The 19590-nt window shown below is 33.3% G+C and carries 20 protein-coding genes; 14 read left to right on the plus strand and 6 right to left on the minus strand.

Going from position 1 to position 19590, the window contains the following annotated elements; translation table 11 throughout:
• The first annotated feature begins 43 nt into the window (after positions 1 to 43).
• Positions 44 to 406 (plus strand): MerR family transcriptional regulator, encoded by a 363-nt coding sequence (locus QM810_RS04560; protein ID WP_002888280.1) that lies wholly within the window; start codon positions 44 to 46, stop codon positions 404 to 406.
• Between the two features lie 292 nt (positions 407 to 698).
• On the opposite strand, the gene QM810_RS04565 is transcribed toward QM810_RS04560, so the two are convergent.
• The 6 genes from QM810_RS04565 to QM810_RS04590 form a co-directional block, all read right to left on the minus strand.
• Complete coding sequence (locus QM810_RS04565) at positions 699 to 3212, minus strand: Spaf_1101 family AAA-like ATPase (protein ID WP_261035782.1); 2514 nt, start codon at positions 3210 to 3212, stop codon at positions 699 to 701.
• A gap of 56 nt (positions 3213 to 3268) precedes the next feature.
• Positions 3269 to 3955: a helix-turn-helix transcriptional regulator gene (locus QM810_RS04570; RefSeq protein ID WP_070888893.1), complete on the minus strand. Its 687-nt coding sequence runs from the start codon at positions 3953 to 3955 to the stop codon at positions 3269 to 3271.
• Positions 3956 to 3963: 8 nt separating this feature from the next.
• On the minus strand, positions 3964 to 4824 hold the full coding sequence (locus QM810_RS04575; RefSeq protein ID WP_070888892.1) for an ImmA/IrrE family metallo-endopeptidase: 861 nt from the start codon (positions 4822 to 4824) through the stop codon (positions 3964 to 3966).
• A 94-nt stretch (positions 4825 to 4918) separates the two neighbouring features.
• Complete coding sequence (locus QM810_RS04580; protein ID WP_261035780.1) at positions 4919 to 5872, minus strand: HNH endonuclease; 954 nt, start codon at positions 5870 to 5872, stop codon at positions 4919 to 4921.
• Complete coding sequence (locus QM810_RS04585) at positions 5859 to 7382, minus strand: AAA family ATPase (protein WP_414254009.1); 1524 nt, start codon at positions 7380 to 7382, stop codon at positions 5859 to 5861. The genes QM810_RS04580 and QM810_RS04585 overlap by 14 nt, the downstream gene beginning before the upstream one ends.
• Positions 7383 to 7390: 8 nt before the next feature.
• The gene (locus QM810_RS04590) at positions 7391 to 7726 is read right to left on the minus strand and encodes a helix-turn-helix domain-containing protein (protein ID WP_070888889.1); all 336 of its coding nucleotides are present in this window, start codon (positions 7724 to 7726) and stop codon (positions 7391 to 7393) included.
• Between the two features lie 651 nt (positions 7727 to 8377).
• On the opposite strand from QM810_RS04590, the gene QM810_RS04595 reads away from it, so the two are divergent.
• The 13 genes from QM810_RS04595 (at position 8378) to QM810_RS04655 (ending at position 19577) form a co-directional block, all read left to right on the plus strand.
• The gene (locus tag QM810_RS04595; RefSeq protein WP_070888888.1) at positions 8378 to 8560 is read left to right on the plus strand and encodes a hypothetical protein; all 183 of its coding nucleotides are present in this window, start codon (positions 8378 to 8380) and stop codon (positions 8558 to 8560) included.
• A gap of 34 nt (positions 8561 to 8594) precedes the next feature.
• Positions 8595 to 8891, plus strand: coding sequence for a cytoplasmic protein (locus QM810_RS04600; RefSeq protein ID WP_070888887.1), 297 nt, complete (start codon positions 8595 to 8597; stop codon positions 8889 to 8891).
• Positions 8892 to 8913: 22 nt separating this feature from the next.
• Complete coding sequence (locus QM810_RS04605; protein WP_261035778.1) at positions 8914 to 9375, plus strand: conjugal transfer protein; 462 nt, start codon at positions 8914 to 8916, stop codon at positions 9373 to 9375.
• A gap of 13 nt (positions 9376 to 9388) precedes the next feature.
• The gene (locus tag QM810_RS04610) at positions 9389 to 11077 is read left to right on the plus strand and encodes an FtsK/SpoIIIE domain-containing protein (RefSeq protein WP_261035777.1); all 1689 of its coding nucleotides are present in this window, start codon (positions 9389 to 9391) and stop codon (positions 11075 to 11077) included.
• 206 nt (positions 11078 to 11283) lie between these two features.
• Positions 11284 to 12516, plus strand: a complete 1233-nt coding sequence (locus QM810_RS04615; RefSeq protein WP_414254010.1) for a replication initiation factor domain-containing protein — start codon at positions 11284 to 11286, stop codon at positions 12514 to 12516.
• 13 nt (positions 12517 to 12529) lie between these two features.
• Entirely contained in the window at positions 12530 to 12760 is a 231-nt protein-coding gene (locus QM810_RS04620) for a hypothetical protein (protein ID WP_414254011.1), read from the plus strand.
• A complete protein-coding gene (locus QM810_RS04625; protein ID WP_414254012.1) occupies positions 12760 to 13317 on the plus strand; it encodes a conjugal transfer protein in 558 nt (185 codons plus the stop codon). Before QM810_RS04620 ends, QM810_RS04625 begins: the two co-directional genes overlap by 1 nt.
• An 11-nt stretch (positions 13318 to 13328) precedes the next feature.
• Positions 13329 to 14315, plus strand: coding sequence for a conjugal transfer protein (locus tag QM810_RS04630; RefSeq protein WP_414254013.1), 987 nt, complete (start codon positions 13329 to 13331; stop codon positions 14313 to 14315).
• A gap of 9 nt (positions 14316 to 14324) precedes the next feature.
• Positions 14325 to 14549, plus strand: a complete 225-nt coding sequence (locus tag QM810_RS04635; protein WP_001091687.1) for a TcpD family membrane protein — start codon at positions 14325 to 14327, stop codon at positions 14547 to 14549.
• Positions 14550 to 14551: 2 nt separating this feature from the next.
• Positions 14552 to 14962 (plus strand): conjugal transfer protein, encoded by a 411-nt coding sequence (locus QM810_RS04640; protein ID WP_414254014.1) that lies wholly within the window; start codon positions 14552 to 14554, stop codon positions 14960 to 14962.
• A 13-nt stretch (positions 14963 to 14975) separates the two neighbouring features.
• Entirely contained in the window at positions 14976 to 17480 is a 2505-nt protein-coding gene (locus QM810_RS04645; RefSeq protein WP_414254015.1) for an ATP-binding protein, read from the plus strand.
• An 11-nt stretch (positions 17481 to 17491) separates the two neighbouring features.
• Positions 17492 to 19363 carry a conjugal transfer protein gene (locus QM810_RS04650; protein WP_414254016.1) on the plus strand — a complete coding sequence of 624 codons (1872 nt, stop codon included), beginning with the start codon at positions 17492 to 17494 and terminating at the stop codon, positions 19361 to 19363.
• On the plus strand, positions 19353 to 19577 hold the full coding sequence (locus QM810_RS04655) for a hypothetical protein (RefSeq protein ID WP_001022027.1): 225 nt from the start codon (positions 19353 to 19355) through the stop codon (positions 19575 to 19577). Before QM810_RS04650 ends, QM810_RS04655 begins: the two co-directional genes overlap by 11 nt.
• Positions 19578 to 19590 lie beyond the last annotated feature (13 nt).

Here is a 19590-nt window from a genome sequence, read left to right on the forward strand (position 1 = left end):
TTTTAAAATTATGCTAAAATATTAAAAAAAAGGGGGAAATATTATGGCTCACTATTCTATTGGAGAATTTGCTAAAAAAACTGGACTTTCTATTTCCACACTTCGATACTATGAGCAAGAAAAATTGATTTACTCACATAGAGAAGAAAATAATCGTAGATACTATGATGACTCTGATATAGCGTGGACTCAATTCATTATTAGATTAAAAAAGACGGGAATGTCTATTAAAAATATGCAAGAATACGCTGACCTAAGATATAAAGGAGACTCCACAATTCCTCAACGACTTAGACTACTATTTTTTCAACTTGATGAGCTTCATAAGCAACAAACCGAAATAAACCAACATATTGATTTTCTTGAAAAGAAAATTAAAACTTATTTAGGTATTAATCCTAATTAGCACCATTATTATTTTCTTTATCCAAAAAGGGATTGAAAATAAAATTTCAATCCCTCAGATTGAAGACAAAGTCCTGGAACCCAAGTTTCTATGGACTTTTCTTTGTGTAAAGTCATATAATAGAGATAACGTTGGCCTTACTTTAGCATGCTTAAATATCAATAAAATTGGTGAAATGGATAGCAAATATCCCTTTTTATTACTACAATTTAAAGGAAAATAATTCTTCTTATTAACAACTATTGTAGAAAGAATTTCTTTAAATCAAAAAACTATGGTTCAACTATTTTAATTAAATAATACTTTTATATATTTTAACTTTATGTTTAAAAGATTCTATTCCACCTTCAAGATAATCAACAATATATTTTTTTATTTTATCTTCACTTGGATATCCGGAGTTTTCAATCCATCCATGTTCACCATTAGATTTCATTAATATAACTAAATCTGACAATGCATTTGTCACAATTGTAGCATTATGTGTAGCAATAATAATTTGACGATTTGATTTTACATCTCGTAATATTTTGACCAAATTATTAAAAATGTATCTGGAATCTAAGTTGTCCTCTGGTTGATCAATTAGCAATGGACGATTATCATCAGTTAATTCAGAATATGCAAGAATAAAATCAAGCATTGCAACCACTTTTTGGCCTAAACTTAAGTTGGTAACATCTTTAAAAATTGCTTTCTTATTTTTATCTGTAACTTTCGAGTTTATATTGAATTCTAAAGAGAGCTTTTCACAATTATTATATGTATCCTTTAAATAGTCTTCTATTCTAAATAGATCTAGTTTGTACCAAATACTGAAAATTTCATCAAAAATATCATGTACATTTGATTTTTTTACCTCTATTAAGGACATGTCGGAATAAATTGAATTAGAGATCCTCTGATTTGCAATTTGAATTAGTTGATTCTCATAAAGAATTTCCCTATCATTCATCATTTTTACAAAATTTGTAAATCCTATCTTGTCAAAAACAAATGATAAGTAGTCAATAATATCTTCACAGGACAGCATGTACCCTTTGAAAGGCCTTTTTAAATTTTTTCCTGGTGGGAAAAACCATGTTTCAAAGCGGTCCGGTAAAAGATAATTAAGTTCCTGCTTATAAACAATTTGTAAATTCCCCGTTTGTTGGTTATTAAACTTATCAATAATTGAATTTATAAAATTAGATTGTTTACTTAATTTCTCATCAGCAGATTCAATTGCTGGAATTATCTTTTCTATTTTATCAATTTTTTCGGAGAAGATATATTTTTTGTTCTTTCTATCCTTGAAAAGTGTACCACGTAGAAAATCATCTATTTTGCCACTACTCGCAGAATTAACTAATTCGTTAACAGAATATCTACTATCAAACATTTCATTAAGTAATGATTCTTTCTTTCTTTTTGGTACTTTAATAATTCTTTCATCATCTAGAATTTCATAAATTAATAAATGATTTTCTATTATCTTTGATTTTATTCTATTTTCATGAAACCAATATTTATCAGTACTTCTTGTTCTAACTTGATATAAATCATAGATGTCTTCATTCTCCTTTTGTTTAGGAAGATTCAACTCAATTATGTATTGTTTTTCAAGCATTTCATACCATAAATAGACTTTTGAATGTTTAGATAAAAATTCCAACTTCTGTTTTGAGTCAGCTTTTTGTGAAAGAACAAATTGAATTAATTCTAAAATAGTACTTTTCCCGGTCCCTCTTCCTCCTATAATGCTATTTAATGAGTCGGAAAACAAAATTTTAAATTTCTTATTACTTGATAAAAAAGCCTCTTTATTCGTAGGTATATATATACCTCGTATAACTTTTTTTATTTTTTTATTTGGTTTGTCTAATTTTACTGTAACATCATACTCTGATAAAGATTCTTTCAATTGTTTATAACTTCTCTTACTGAATTTTATCCACATGGGATTAATAGAATGATTTTCAATATAATGTGAATCATTATCCAGAATAAAAAATGGATTCACGCCTTTATTTATTTTGGAAATGTAATTTCTTACATTTGAAATACTGTCTTTATTTGAAACTCCAATATACTTCAAATATTCTTTCGAAAATAATTTTTTCTTATAAGCATTAGTAAAGAGTTTTCCATCTTTAAATATATCCGAACTATTTATATGAGCAATATAAGTGATAAATTCTTCCTTATTAAAAGTATCAATAACATCTAAACTAGCTTTATATGAACCCTCTTTAATACCCATAAGGTTTTCTTCTAGCCATTTTTTGATAATTTCACTTTTCTCATTTGGAAAAGCTACAAGAACATGTATTCTATCAGCACATGAAATTTCCACCCCATTTATTACTTCAATATACTCCTTACCTTTATTGATATTCAATTCAGATACAATTTTTATAGCTTTTTCCATTTTCTTAATTCCTGAAATTGTATTATGATCAGAAACCACTATTGTTGAAATATTTTCTCGATATAAACTCTGAGCAACTACCAAAAATGATATTTGCTCTTTTTCATTTTCAAAACCATTTTTTTGATAGTTATTATAAATAATACTATCACCATCTTTTGTTTTAAAAAAGTCCTCTGGAAAAAGCTTATTATTTTTTACTTCTAAAAGATAATCTTCTACAGATAGTTTATTCCATTCTTTCTCTGATAAATCGTTCCAAACTTTAAATAACCTGTAATCATGGGATACTGGGGTATGGATGTGAAACAATGTTTTACTGTATTTTCCACATTTATTTTTAGTTTTCAGTAATTCATCATATGCCTTTTTTATTTCATTATTTTCTTTTTTCATTTTCAATCTCCATAAACAAAAAAATAGTACACTATTATTATTTTACATTAACAATATCACTGTTCAACAGGTAAGAAATTCCCTACAATAATCCCTACAATTCTAGGATCTTCATCATACGAAAGAAAAATATCTCGATATTTTGGATTGATAGAAACTAACCGTAAACCCTGTTCTTCCTGGTAAACTCTTTTAATGTATGTCTGATTATTACAGACTACTGCATATACTGCACCATCATAATCAAACCCTGTTTCACGAATGAGAGCCACAGAACCATTTTGATATTTGGGTTCCATTGAGTCACCAGAAATCCATGAGGCGAAATCGTGGGCTAGTTCTTCATCAAAATAGACAGTATCATAGTTTTGATCGTTATACACCGATGAACCGATACCAGCAGACATTTGTTCGTAAACATGGTATTCGTATAGTTTTTCTGACATTGAAACAATGTTCTTACATTTTTCTTTTTGAACTAGGCCTCTGACATAACTAAGTGCATTATTCTTACCTTCATCCGATAAAGTATTATATAGTCGGACGATTTCGACCTCTGTAAAATAACCTTTTGGAACATTTAGAATCTGCTCCAAAAGCTTTATTTTTTCTCTAGATGGTTGTTTTATTCCGCGTTCCCATGCAGAATAGGCTTGGTAGGTAATACCTAATTGATCTGCAATATCTTTTTGAGTCATTTTTAGCTCTTTTCTACGAGCCCTTAGTTTTTCTGGTTGGTACATCGTTTCCCTCACATTAATAGTAATTTCAATTCAGCTTTTTGTTTTGCCTCTTTGTCCGTTAGCTTATTTTTATCCCAAACATAAGCTATAGATTTTCCTTTGTCATAAATGAGCCATATTTTTACATTGTCACAGCTAGTCTTTATTGTTTTCCAATTCTCTTGATTCAGAAGTTCGGGATACTCTTGGCTAGTTACGAAGCCTTTTTTGATTACTGATTGCTCAATCTTATTGATTAGAGAAGTCTGATATTTGTTGAATTCCTTTATAATCTGATCTTTGACACCGTGAAACAAAAGGAGTAGTGTGGCATTTTGTCCATCAATATAAGCATCGATAGCCTGCTTAATGGTACTTTCTTTTCCAGGATAATATTCTCTAAGAAGATCTAAAAGGCGATAAAACAATGCCTGTTTTGAAACATCCAGACTATTTTGAATCTTTTGAAAGGTGTCGCAACTATAATAAATCTTTGACAACAAAACAATGTCAGGCATTAATACTACAGCAGAGAAAATATTCGCTTCTCGCTCTAGTAGGTTCTCCTGATTATCAATAGATTCTGCAAAATAATTACCTTCATGCTCTAGGATAAAATGTCCTAGCTCATGACACAGCGTAAAATTTTGCTTTACAATTGGATTATCTTTTTCGTAAGAAAAACTAATACCTAATTCATCAATAATGGTTAATCCTTCAATCTTGTGATTTGAGAAGTGATGACTAATTACTTGAATCTGATATTCTTGAATACAATGTCGAAAGAAGTAATTGAAATTATAATTTAGTAATGAAATGTCGTTATCCTTCATGTACTGGTATAACAAATTTTTTGTAGACTTACTTATTCTTGTATACAATTCATCCAAAGAATGACACCTCCTTTATGTATGAATCACAAAACTAAACCAAATTGGTTGACTTGATTATATAAAAAAAGTAGACGATTGTCTACTGAAAATTCTAAAATATATCCTCACACTTAGCCAAAGCTATCTCTGATTTTCTAGCAAGAATATTTTCCTTAATTAAGGCTATTAATTCATTTGGAGATTTATTTGCTAGAGAATCATACATTATAAAAATCAAAAATTCATCTGATATCAAACCATCTGAAAAATCAAATTTATTATATTCATCATAATTCGTTTGAAATTCCTTACGTAGGAATTCTTCTGAAATTAAACCTTCTGGTATATCACTCCTGGCAAATTCATCAACTAACTTTAAAATATTATTTCTAACATTAATATTATAAACCTGGTCTAGGTCATATAATTTTTCAAACCAATACTTTAATCTTTGATATTGATTCTCATCTTGTATTTCAGATTCATCAAAAGATATTAAATGAACATTTACTACTATATCCCCCCTAGAGGCATATATATAACATTTTATATACTTTGCTAAAGAAACTTCATGAAAATACGCATTAAAAACACCTGTCGATTCATCCTTGCCATATCCATCATGTTTTCGCTTATTACAAGTATCGCAAGTTGTAACAAGATTATGGGGAGTTATAGCAAATTGAGGAAATTTAGACTTTGGTAGAACATGATCTAAATTTTTATCATTAAATCCCCACCGTTTATCACAAATAGGACATCTATCTGGAGCCAGAGAATATAGTCTATCCTTATAAGTACGACTACCCGTCATGCAGTATGTGAAAATACCCTTCATTTGCTCAATTGTTATTCCATATGCATCGTCCATCTCTTCCATAGTATACAATTGATTTCTATTGTCAAGATAATTTATCTCATAATGCTCTAGTTGTGCTTTCCACCCTGCCGGATCTACTTGTGTGAAAACATCCTTGATGTGCTTATCTTCTTTATTTGGAGCATCAGTGATTACAGTATCACATACATCAGAAACTTTAAAATCCGGTTCGTCAATCTTCTTCATTTGTTTTTAATTCCCTCGATAGCTGTAATATAATTCTTGCTTCACTACCCAAAACTGCTTCAAAACTATCTGAAATTTGTTCTTCGCCTATTTTATCTTGTAATACTTTGTAGAACCCTGTATTTCTTAAGTCAGTACCAAAAATAGTATCATTAATGAAGCTAATACTCTCTCCATAAGTTTTACTTGATAGTTTCACTATACTACCCATATGGCTTTCAAAATCATATTTTAACTTCCTAATATTTGTATTAGGTACTTCCTGAAGTACGATTGCAGAGTGAGTTGCTAATAAACAAACACCATTTCCTTCCTCAACAATTTCTTCTACTCCTCTAATATATGCTTTTAAAAGTGGTGGATGTAAGAATAACTCAGGCTCATCAATAATTACAAGTGTTTTTTCAAAGACCTTGATAATCAAATTCAATAGACTAAGTAAAACTATTTTTTGACCAGAACTTAGTTCATTAATTATATCTTCCGATAATTCTCTTTCTTCGACTAACGGAAGAATCCGCATAAACAAAGGATCAAATGAAAATTTGTCTATAATTTTTTTAGTTCTATTCTTATTTTTGGGAGTCGCCGCCTCCTTAAAAAGAGTTTTTATTTCTTCAGTAATATAATCTTCTAAATTAGTTGTCTGATTGAAATCAATACCAATAAATTTATAATTTTCTCTATCTTTTTTTATGATTCCTGTATCAAAAGGACTATATGAAATTAATACAATTGACTCGAATTGATTAATATTGGAAGTACTATTTTTAAATAAATCACTATTTTTCTCAATATAAAGATCAATCAAGTTTTTTATGAAATATGTTTTTCCTGCTCCATTATTTCCTACAATTGCATATAGAGTATCCGGAAAATACTCTATTGAATGTGGATCCTTTCTAAACTCTAAAACATTGTTTCCATTTTTATCAATAATACTAATTTGATATTCATCAACGTAGTTCCCACCCATACTTAATCTATGAAACTGATTTCTGATTTCGCTTAAAGTAACACTGCGTAAAAAAGAATTCTTCAATAAATAATAGTCTTCAACAGGATAATAAATCGAATCATTCTCAATTGCCTCATCTAGCCTATCTAAGTCGTAGGCAATATCACCCATTTTTTTGAAATACTCATCTTTTTCAGCTGAGGTTAGAAACTTATTTAAAAACTCGTAATACTCTTTATCTCCAAATGAAATCAGATTATATTTTTCCTCTTTATCAAGAATCGATTGTAGGTCAATTTCCTCATTATGCCTATAAGGAATAAATGATAATTTAAGACTACCAAAATCGTATATTTCACCTTCAATTTTTGCCGTCAATGCATATAATGTTCTATAGCCATAATCGTTCCAATGATCAAAAGCATAATAAATACCATCATCTAGAGAACTATAGTCTTTATCAGATAGCGGAAAATTCCTCTTCCATATCTTACGTCTAAAAGGATATTTTTTAAAAAAATTTATCATATCTTCAACCCCACAACCTGTCAAAAGTTCTCTTAAAGTAAACCACCCTTTTTAAAGGCTTTCTTCCGTTCTTCCATAAATTCAATCAACTCTTTTTTAAATATTTCTTTTTCTTCATTAGTTAAACCTTTTGAGTTCATACGGAAAAGTAACTCAACATTATCTAGTTCCTCATCATTCCCTGCAAGGTAGTCCATCGTAACTCCAAAGAAATTCGCAAATTTCTCTAAAGTTTTAGACGATGGCTTTCTTTTTCCACTTTCCCATTGCTGATAATTAGGTTGTTTGATCCCAAATTTTTCCGCAATTTCCTTTTGTGTTAATCCTTTTTTTAATCGGAGTTCTTTTAATCGTTCTGGAAATCCCATTGCTAATTCCTCAATAAATTTTAAAATATTTTTCAATAACCTCTTGACAATATACTCAGATGAGTATATAATATAAATATATTCGAGAGAGTATATTCCTTCTAAAAATAATAACCTTATTTTAGAAGGTTTTGATCATTGACAATTAAATAAAAAGTGCGTCTGACAACCAGAGGACTGATCATCAGAACAACACATAAACTTCGTACCTTTATTGTAAATGTTTTGATAAGAAAAGTCAAGTCCGTTTTATGGTTGAAGTGGAGATATAAAACATTTTTGTGGGCTTCCACGCATTTCGGACTTTCGCACTTTTCCGAATAGTAAAGTGAACTGGCTTCGCCAAAGGGCGTAAGAGAATCTTAAGGGTATGATGATGACTACCTAAAGAGATTGGCTGGGAAAGCGATGGTAATTGACGCAAAGCACCTTGCTAAACGTTGCCACCGTGGAAAGAGGGATCTTTCCAACCAAATAACTTTTCTTTACTGCTGTCTATCTAATTAGATAGACCTACTCTCAAGCTACTAAGTTCTTTCCTTTTTTCACTTAGTAGCTTTTTTACTATTATAATAAAGGGGAATGATATGACAAACTTTTTTCGCACTACAATGTAAGCGACTCTACGAAAACTATCTCTTTACTTATGAGATGTTTGATAGTTCAGAAAATCTACTAGCTAAACTATATAGCCAAGCTCTGGTAGATATCGATCAGTTAGTCTCTAAGGCAAAAGAAACAGGATTTGCTTATGGGGATATTGATCTCTATAGTCGCATGTATAAACGCAAAATTTTTAATCACTATTACTCAAGAGTGAAGCAACTAGCTTAACTCTTTTTATTTTACACTCAGAAAGGAAAATCTTATGATCTCAGAAACATTGAAAATGAAACCAGAATTTATTGGCCCTGCTTACTATGAACGTTTGGGAAATGCTCCTAAATTTATTTTTGGAAAAGAAGGCAAATACCAACGGCATATTTTAAACAGTGAAATACATGGTTCCTTCCATGTTATCACACCTGCTTCTACCACTGTCTTCCCAGAAGATGCTCTAGTAGAAGCGGTTAACCCAATCTTTTTCCCAGATACTGCTTTAAATGGCATCACTGTTGCACCTTATCTCAATGTCTTTGCGGAAAAATTGGTACTTAAAAAATAAGAAATAAAAAGGAGAAAATCACATGGCTAAAATTGGATTAAACTACGGAGAAAAACTACAAATTGCTGACAAGACTTATCGTGTCATTACAGACGGGCTAGATGTCCCAGCTGTCCTTGGAAAACTGACTTTTCGAGGTATTGAAGGTCCTGATATCATCTTTGAAGTGGATCGCTCACAACGGAATCCTGATGGATCATTTGTACAAGTCAATACGGGTGAGATCCGTGGGATTGTCGTAGGGATTCACTCTTCTGTCCAGCATGAAACTCTCTTTTTCACTATCGCAGATATGTCTGAGTCTGAAATTGAAGACCTGGGTATTAAATACCGAGAAGAAATTGAACTAGAAGATATTGTTATCACGCATACCCACGTCAATCGTAATGATATCTATAAGCTCTTTGCTTCTAAAATCAAGAAAAAAGCTGGAGGCGCACCGTCTAAAGAAAACAAACCGGTAGAAAATAAGAAAGAAAACTAGGAGGTGATGCAGGATGAAACTCTTTACCTATCGTGGAAAAAGAGTTCGAGTTTTTCATCGTAAACTAAAGGGAATCACATGGTTTATCTGGTGGTTTCCTTTTTTGTTGGCTATTAGTTACTACAGCTACATACATATAGAAGAATTAAAAGTCCATCCTTTACCCCAAGGATATTTTCTAGGAGCTGGGCTTCTCTTTTCTTTGCTTCTCTCTTGGTTTATTAATCGGGTTTGCTACAGGAAGATACTCTTTTTTCAGAAGCTCAATAGTCTTCGAATCCTTTCACGCTTTTTGCTTGAGAATAACCTCTATCTAGTTAAAAAGGTTAAGCGTGAAAACAAGATCATTGAAAAAATTACCTTGCCTCAAGTGTATATCAAGCAGTCTCGCTACAAGATTAAAGTGAGTCTCATCTTAGAAGGTAATAAATTTCAAGATCGCTTTTTAAACCTTGGGGCCACGCTTGAAGTCATGTTTAACGGGGATTTTCGTAATAAAACCTTTGATAACCGCTTTATCAAGTATGAAATTGCTATTAACCGGATTGATAGCAGAATCACCATTGATGAAGTAAAAGTCAAGGGATCAAAACTCCAGCTCATGAAAGATGTATCTTGGGATTATATCGAAGAGCCTCATCTTCTTATAGGTGGTGGAACTGGTGGAGGAAAAACCGTTGTTCTCATGACCATTATCTACGCTCTAGCTAAAATTGGCTTTGTTGATATCTGCGATCCAAAGAATTCAGATTTAGCTGGATTAAAGAAAATTCCAGTCTTTCATGGCCGTGTTTATACTAGTAAGGAAGATATCATCAACTGTTTTAAAGAGAATGTAGAGTTCATGGAAAAACGCTATGAGCGGATGTCCACTTCGCCAAGATTCCAAGCTGGAAAGAACTTTACTCACTATGACATGAAACCAAAATTCATCCTGGTAGACGAGTGGGCAGCCCTCATGGCAAAGATTGATCGTGACTATAGCCAACAGTCAGAACTCATGGAATACCTCTCCCAGTTAGTTCTAGAAGGTCGTCAAGCTGGAGTCTTTATCATCTTTGCTATGCAACGGCCCGATGGAGAATTTATCAAAACGGCTCTTCGGGATAACTTTATGAAGCGTCTCTCCGTCGGTCATTTAGAATCAACAGGATATGACATGATGTTTGGAGATGCCAATAAAACCAAAGAGTTCAAAAAGCTAGATGAAATTAATGGTGTCAAAGTCAAAGGACGGGGCTATATCGCAAACAACGGTGAGCTGGCTGGGGAATTTTTCTCTCCTTATGTACCGCTTGATCAAGGTTTTTCCTTCTATGATGCCTACTCTAACATTCCGATCATGGAGTTTGAAGGAGAAGAATTCTCAGTATTTGAAGAATATAAACCACCGGTTGAAACAATTGATCCTATAGAGGAAGAGGAGACTATAGAAAACGAACCAAACAAACGACCACTCAAGGAATTTGCAGACGAACAAAATCTTAAAATGCCAACCTTACGCAAGATTATCTATCTTTTAACAGAACAAGGGATCATCTTTGAACGGACTGTATCCGCTATTCTAGTGGATCCTTTTCAAGAAAAACTTCTTCTTGAAATCCTCGCTCAATTTGAAGAGGGAGGACGCAGGTCTTATCCAAAAGCAGTTGAAGCGACGATTGTTCATCATGGGCTAGGACAAGGGCAAGGGCAAGCCTGACCGCAGGTCAGGCGCAGACCGTAGCCCGAAGTTTCTAGGCCATGATGAAACTTCAACCCCCGTTTTCTAACAGGGGGGTTACATTTGGCAAAAATGCCATATCCACCCCTCTTCATTCCTTATGGGAGTTGAGTTTACAGATTTCAAGAAGTGTGTAACTTTCGTCAAAAAAGTGTGTCACTCTAAAAAAGGAGGTATACTCATGAATGGATAAAATCAGCCCATTCAATCTTAAAAAATTTCGTCAAGAAACTGGGATGAGTCAAAAACAATTTGCAGAAGCTATTGATCTTCCAACTAGAACCTACCGTTCATATGAATCCGGAGAACGAGGTTTAACTATCGAAAAGTTCCGAAATCTTAAAGAGAAATTGGGATTTCATAAAGATTATGAAGAAAATAGACTGCGTGCTAGAATTGACTATGTAAGAATTTCATTCCCATCCCTACGAGATCTAGAAAGCTTTTGCAAAAACTTTCTCTATTGCCATCTCACTGAATTCACAGAACAAGAAACACGGCTCATGAATTACACTCATCTCTGGCAACGAGGAAATATTTGGATCTTTGATTTCTTTGATAAAACCGAAACAAAGGATTTTCAAGCTTGCCTTCAATTATCTGGTCAAGGTTGCCGTGAGATGGAAGTTCTTTTAGAACATAAAGGAGTAACCTGGCAGACATTCTTTCAAAATCTTCTTTATACTTATGAGGATTGCCGGATTAAACGACTAGATATCGCTCTAGACGAACTCTACAAGGGGTTCGGTAGAGAGGATGAACAAATACATCTCCCTGAATTAATAGAACGCTTATACGCAAAAGAAATCATCCTAAAGTCACTTAAAAAATGGAATGTGACTGGTGGAGGTTCTTTTACAAATAACGAAGACATGGAAGCAAATCACGGGCTATCTATTTATTTTGGATCCCGTCAAAGTCAACTCTACTTCAACTTCTATGAAAAACGCTACGAACTTGCTCAACAGGAAAACATCTCCTTGGAAGAATCCTTGGAGATTTTTGGTATCTGGAATCGTTATGAAATTCGCTTTTCCGACCAAAAAGCACAAGGTACAATTGAGGAATATGTCAATGGTGTGGATCTTGGAGAAATTGCCCGTGGTGTCGTTAATAAAGAAATTCAAGTATATAATGGCACTAATCAATTCGGAGCTTATAAACCAGACGAAAAATGGCAAACACTTTTTGGAGGTGTTGAACCTTTAAAACTATCAACAAGTCCACAACCTTACAGTTTTGAGCGTACTATTCGCTGGCTAACCCATCAGGTATCGAACTCCTTAGCGCTCGTGAATGAAGCGGATAAAATCATGCAGACGGAATACATGAAAATGATTCAAAACAGCGGAGAAATCACAGACCGAGGGAATGCTATGCTAAATCTTATTAAAGCAAATAAACAATACGAAACATAGAAAGGAATTATCCATGGAATATAAAGTAGAATTAAGCTCACTTGAAGGCTTTAAAGCATGGTCTGGTGCCCTAAATACATTAAACACCGTTCGAGAGCGAGGAGGAATAGATGACTTAACCACTATATGTGAAGAAGTTTTCTGCGGAGACATCCCAACCGAAGTACAAATTAATGACTGGCTTTGGTTTGACTCTGACTTTATCTACCAAGCATTAGGTTACGAAGACCTATTGGAAAACTAATGTTAAAGAAAATATATAGAGAAGATTTTTTTCTATTACCTGATCAAGAATTTTGGACATTCTACATCCTTTTACGAAAAGGAAAAGAGTTTTACTATGAATGTGCTGCAAAATCTAGAGAAGAATCTCCTAACTCAAAAGGATTTTATACATACGACCATGCACTATTCACAATAGATGGTGAGTTAATCAATTTCAACTTAAACATGCGTCCTTCTCTCATAACCTATATTCAAAAAACAATTAAAGTCAATCAAGAAATATTTAGAAAGGAAATAATTATGGCTACAAAAACACAATTTAAAAAGAAAGTCTGTCAACTTTCCTATGAATTTGGGGAATTGCTCAAGAAAAAGGACCACAATCAGGCTTGGACAAAAGCTGGTGAGTTAAATGCTCTCCTCAAAAAAGAAGAAGTTAAAGAACTAAAACAAGATCTAGTAGAGCAGCTACAAAATGAATTGCGAGGATACTACTTCATCAACGGGGAGATTGAAAAAGCCAATAAACGGCTTTATGCAAAAGGTTCAAAATTTATTGAATTAGCTAATATTTAAAAGGAGTGTCTATGAATAAATCAAAGAACTACCTACTAAAAATTAGAGATTATCTCTCAAATTTTGAAAAGAAAGAGAAGAAAGGAAAACCACCAAAATTAAAAATTGTAAATAAAAAGACTGTAAACATAGCTATGATCGGAGGAATTTTTTTCCTCCTTTTTATTGGTCTAATGGGTTCTTTCCGAGCTATTACTCTTTCAAATCAAGTCACTTCTCTACAAGAAAGTATTAAAAACATAGACATCACTTCAAATCAAACTAAAATGGAGCCCGATCAATACAACTATCAACTTCAATACTATCTGAATGACTATGTTTATGCTTATTTTACTCTCTCCCAAGATACCGATAAGCAACAAGAGCAAGTTAAACGATTAGAAAACTTCTACAACTTTGTTCCTGATATCAAATCACAAGGTCAAATTCGAAATCCAAGTGAACTTGTCTCATCTCAATTACTGACTGTAGAGGATAATATTGCCAGATATAAGATTAAATACAAAGAAAAGATCAATAATGAGAATCCCAAAGAATACCAGATAGGTTTCAACATACCTTTTGGAAGAAAAAATGGAAAATTCTTTATATCCGGACTACCCTGGTTCTCTGCTTTAACATCTTATCAAGCTGGACAGTTTAACGAAGAAGAAAAACTAAAATTATCTGCGACAGATCAATTCTCTGACTCAGAACATAAGAAAGTAGAGAAATTTCTTACGATTTTCTTTACAAATTATACTAGCAATCAAGATAATTTAAATTTAATTGCACCAGATATCACTGTTGTGTCTAATACAAAATTTAAAACTATCGACTATATTTATCTTAAAAATGAAGGAGACTCCCTCATTGCTTATGTGCAAGCTACTTTTGAAGTTGGAGGAAGTATTCACTCAGAAAACTTTACTTTTACCCTCTCAGAAAAAGAACAGACGTACTATGTCACAAAATTAGAACACACCATTCCATTAAATTATGCAAACGATAAAGAATAGGAGAAACATATGAATACTGGAAATCTACGAACATTTCTTCAAGGTGATGCCGTTTGGATCTTAGGAGCTATTGCTGTTCTATTAGCCATTAAAGCCTGGCGCAATAGTTCTTGGATTCAACTCCTTTCCGTACTAGGATTTTATGCCGTCATCGTCTCACTTACCAAAGGACAAGATATCTTGAAAGCTTTTGGTTGGTTCCTTAGACTTTTCGGAATTGAAACAGGTCTTTAATCATGAATGAAGAAAAACTATATGACTACAGCAAGGGGCTCAACGCCCCTTATTGGATTCAAGAGATAAAAACGAAGCAAGGTACACGAATTTGGTATTTCGCAACACCAATGCAGTTATCTTTTTTTATTGTCTTCATCTTCATTTTTGTGATGATGTTGCTTTTTGGAGGATTTATTTTGATTCCAATCGCACAATTCACACACTCTATTTCACTACTACTCTATTGGTATATTCCTTATAAATTAGCTAAATTTTATACCGAATATGAACCTCACGGTAAGAAAATGCATGTCTTCATTGGAGACTATATCATTTATCTTTTTGATTTTAAATTAAACAAAAACGCAATCTACCACGAAGATCGAATAAACCCAATAGACGAAATAGTTTTTGAAAAAACAAATTTATAGAAAAGGAGGATTTATGAGTATTATCTTAACTTACCCAATTAAAGCAACCAACAAAAATTTAGCACTCAAAAAAGATCAATCAGTTGTTGCTTACTATCGCATTCCTAACACACCCATCACCATTACGGATGAATATAAAAAAGAGAAACACAAGATAACAGTTTCTCAAATCATGAAGAAACTAAAGAAAAATAAGCACTTTGAGATTTCACTAATCCCAAAAGATTACCTCTTAGAAGAGAAATTGCGAGACTTTTCTGAAGCTCTAGCGAATGATAGTCGGAAACTTGGAGAAGAACTTCTTCTCTATACCGTTGATAGACTAACTGATGAGATGGAAATTCCCTATCAGTACGATTGGGTTGTAGGAATCAAGTTACGTAAACAAAACAATGGTGCAACCCTAAAAGAACTAGCTCTTGAGGGCTTCACTGAATTCTCTGAGAAAATTGCTAATGGATTTGGATATGAATTCAAAACAGATCTGAATTGGTATGACGATTATAAAAGCGATGAAGAAACTGTCTTTCAAGCTTTATCTACTCTTCGTGCTAATCGTCTTACTGATGAAGAACTCTTTTATTATCAACGCATGCAATACCTTCGCTATATCCCGCACTATAAGAAAGAGGTTCTTGCTAACCGTTCTCAATTCAATATTACAGACACTCTAATCAAAGTTCTTAAAGGTGGATTCCTCAAACTCGAAAGTCCTTATGGTTCGTCCTTTGTTACTATCCTTCCAATTGGAAAATATCCTGTGCAATTCAATGGTTTTCATCTAGGGGAGTTTGTCCAACGATTGAACTTCCCTGTAGAACTTCGAATAAAGGCAGAATTCATTGATTCCAACAAAATAAAAGGGAAAATGGGCCGCTCTAACACTCGCTTTAGAAACATCATGGAAGAGGCAGAAAACACTGATACTGTTCAACAAGACGAAATTATTATGGGTTCCATCTCCCTAAAGGATCTCATGAAAAAAGTGGGAAATAAGGAAGAAATCATTGAATACGGAGCTTACCTTGTTGTATCAGCCTCAAGTGTAAATCAACTTCGTCAAAGAAGACAAGTTATTCTAAATTACTTCGATGATATGGGTGTTGAAATTAGCGAAGCTTCACAGGATGCGCCTTATCTCTTTCAAGCACTACTTTATGGAGAATCTCTCCAGAAAAAAACTCGGACATGGACACACATGGTCACATGTAGAGGTTTCTCTGAACTTATGCCCTTTACAAGTACTTCCTCAGGAAATCGTATTGGCTGGTATATTGGTCGTGTAGATAACTGGATTGGACGCTGGGATAATATCGAAAAGGCTATCGATTCTTCAAAGAATATCGTCCTCTATAATGCCACTGTCGGAAATAAAGAAGATATCGCTGGTAAGATCACTAAAAACCCACACATCATCATTACAGGGGCAACAGGACAAGGGAAATCTTTCCTGGCTCAGATTATCTTTTTGAGTGTTGCTCTACAAAATGTCAAAACACTCTATATCGATCCAAAACGTGAACTTAGAAATCATTACCATGAAGTAATTAATTCTCCTCATTTTTCCGAACTATACCCGGAACGTAAGAAACAGATAGAAAACTTCAATTTTGTGACTCTAGACAGCTCTCTCCCATCTAATCATGGAGTGTTAGATCCAATTATAGTTCTTGAGAAAGAACAATCCGTAGAAGTTTCTAAAAATATGCTCGAGTTTCTTTTACAAGCTGTTGATGATGTCTCAATGGATCAGAAGACAGCAATCACAGAAGCAATCAATGCAATCGTAGAACGTAGAGCAGCAGGTGAAAAAGTAGGATTCAAACATGTTTTAGAATCTCTAAGAAACTCCTCTTCTTCTGAAATTGCTTCGGTAGGAAGATACCTAACGTCAATAGTAACAAATTCTATTTTAGAATTAGCTTTTTCTGACGGAACAACCCAAGGCCTTGACTATGAGTCACGAGTGACTATTTTAGAAGTCAACAATCTCAAACTCCCTAAAGACGACTCCACAAAAATCTCCGACCACGAGCGTAACTCCATAGCTCTCATGTTTGCGCTTGGTGCTTTCTGTACTCATTTTGGAGAACGCAATGAAAATGAAGATACAATTGAGTTCTTCGATGAAGCTTGGATTCTAATGAAATCCGCAGAAGGAAAAGCTGTAATTAAAAACATGCGCCGTATTGGACGCTCTAAAAATAATACTTTAGCACTGATTACACAATCTGTTCATGATGCAGAAAACGATGATGATACAACTGGTTTCGGTACAATCTTTGCATTCTATGAAAAATCAGAGCGAGAGGATATTCTAAAACATGTAAATCTAGAAGTTACTGAAAACAATCTAGAGTGGATTGATAATATGATTTCTGGTCAATGTCTTTATTATGATGTCTACGGCAATCTTAATATGATTTCAATTCACAATCTATTTGAAGATATCGATATGCTTTTGAAACCAATGAAAGCCACTGTATCTTCAAGCCTCGAAAATAAATATGCTAGTTAGGAGGTAAATCTATGCAAGAGGCTTTTGACAAGCTCAAGGGAGTGGATATTTTCTCTCTTAAATCCTACATGGAACCAACAGGCTATGCTTCTTTTAATGGAGCTTGGGTTCTCATCAATGAACTTTTTGTCAATCTCTTCTTTTTCATCCTCAATGCTGTTGTTGGCTTTTTCTCTTTGTTCATCCGAATCCTTGAAAGTATTGATCTTTACAGCGCATATAAAACTTATGTTTTTAACGGCGCAAAAAGTCTATGGAATGGATTTACTGGTTCAACAAAAGGGAATGTTACTGACCAATCATTAGTTGCATTACTTCTTTTGGTACTCGGTTTTTATCTCTTCTACCAGTATTTCTTTTCTAAAGGCTCATTTGCTAAAACTCTTCTTCATGTTTGTCTAGTCATTCTACTAGGATTTGGTTACTTTGGTACAATTGCTAGAACTTCCGGCGGACTTTATCTTCTTGATACCATCAACAATGTCTCGAAAGATGTCAAACAAAAAATTGTAAGTATTAAGGTGGACTATGCAAAAGACAAATCTGTAAAAGTTGGTGAGTCTATGTCCGATAGCTATATAGCTGAAACTTCATATAAAGCCTATCTTTTTGTAAATACTGGCCAAGAGAACGGCAAATACAAAAACAGTCAAAATGGAAAAGAAGAAGATTTCGATGATAGCAAGGTCCTTGGAACTAGTGATAGTAAAGGACATTTCACTGCGGTAAAAACAAAAGAACGTTCTCAATATTTGGACGAACTAGGGAATGGTGCTAATGAGGATGGTGAAAAGAATCGTTGGGTTTCTGCAATGCCAGATTTTATCTTTATACGCACATTCTATGTCATCTTTAAGGTATTAGAAGCATTTGTCTTAGCACTACCAATCATTGTTATTCAATTATTAAATATAATCGCACAAATTATAGTGTTAACAATGATTCTCATATTCCCAATCGTTCTTCTTATTTCTTTTATTCCTCGAATGCAAGAATTAATTTTTGGGGTTCTTAAAGTTATGTTGGGAGGTTTAGCCTTTCCAATAATCTCTAGTTTATTAATCTTGTTAATTTTCTACATTGAAAAAATTGTAGAAAATATGATTATCACTAGTTTTGATACTATTTTGAAGAATCTGCCATCCTTAGTTCTACTCGGTCTAGTCTTTAAGTTATTAGTTTCGGTAGTTGCTAAAGGTGTCATCTACTTCCTGATCTGGAAGTACAAAGCTGAATTAATTCAATTTATCCTTGGTTCTAAAGCTAGATTAGTAACATCTGATATTGGTAATAAGATTGAGAGTGGCGTCATAAAAACAAAAGAAATTACATCTCAAATTCCAACTCAAAGCTTGAAGACAGCTCAACATCTTGGAAACTTTACTCTAGCAGGTGCTGGATTTGCTAGTGGTATGGTGATGAATAGCAAGAGCCACTTCCAAAATATCGGCTCCTATTTTACACAAAAAGACACAACTTCACCTATAGAGAATTCGCAGTCTAAACCAACTGAAAATCCAATTTCTCCAAACCCTTCTGAAATAACTGATCCTCAAATAGAAATCATTCATAAAAACACTCAAAAACCAGCGGTTCATTCCACTAACCAACAAACAGCTACTCCGACATCCAATGATGAATTTCAAACTCTGAAGGAAGAAAGAATTTCACCTTTCAAGCAGCATAGGATCAATAATATTGAACAACAATTAGAAAAATATAAAGATACTCAGTCAATGTATAAAGCACAAGGTTCAAATGCTTTCACTCGTGCTTATCGTAAAACAATGACACGAGATAACAAATTGAAAGCAAATATCGAACGACGAAATAGACTGACTCAACGACTAAATCAACTGAGAGGAGAATTAAATGAACATTAAAATACACTCAAGAACTGCCTTCCCAAAAATTCTTGAAGAAGCACTTTACCAAGCTTATAGAGAAGGAAAACGATCTGTCGATTTCCTTCTTTTATTTCCTGTTTTAGAGGAAGAGCAAGAACAAATTATTGACCAAGTTATATCTCATGCTGTCGTTTTGGATGCTAAATGGAGATTTGGAACTGTCTTATTTACTGCTTATATTAAACACTAAAATTAGAAAGGAG

Source organism: Streptococcus infantis, from assembly GCF_047464155.1.
Lineage (GTDB): Bacteria > Bacillota > Bacilli > Lactobacillales > Streptococcaceae > Streptococcus > Streptococcus infantis_U.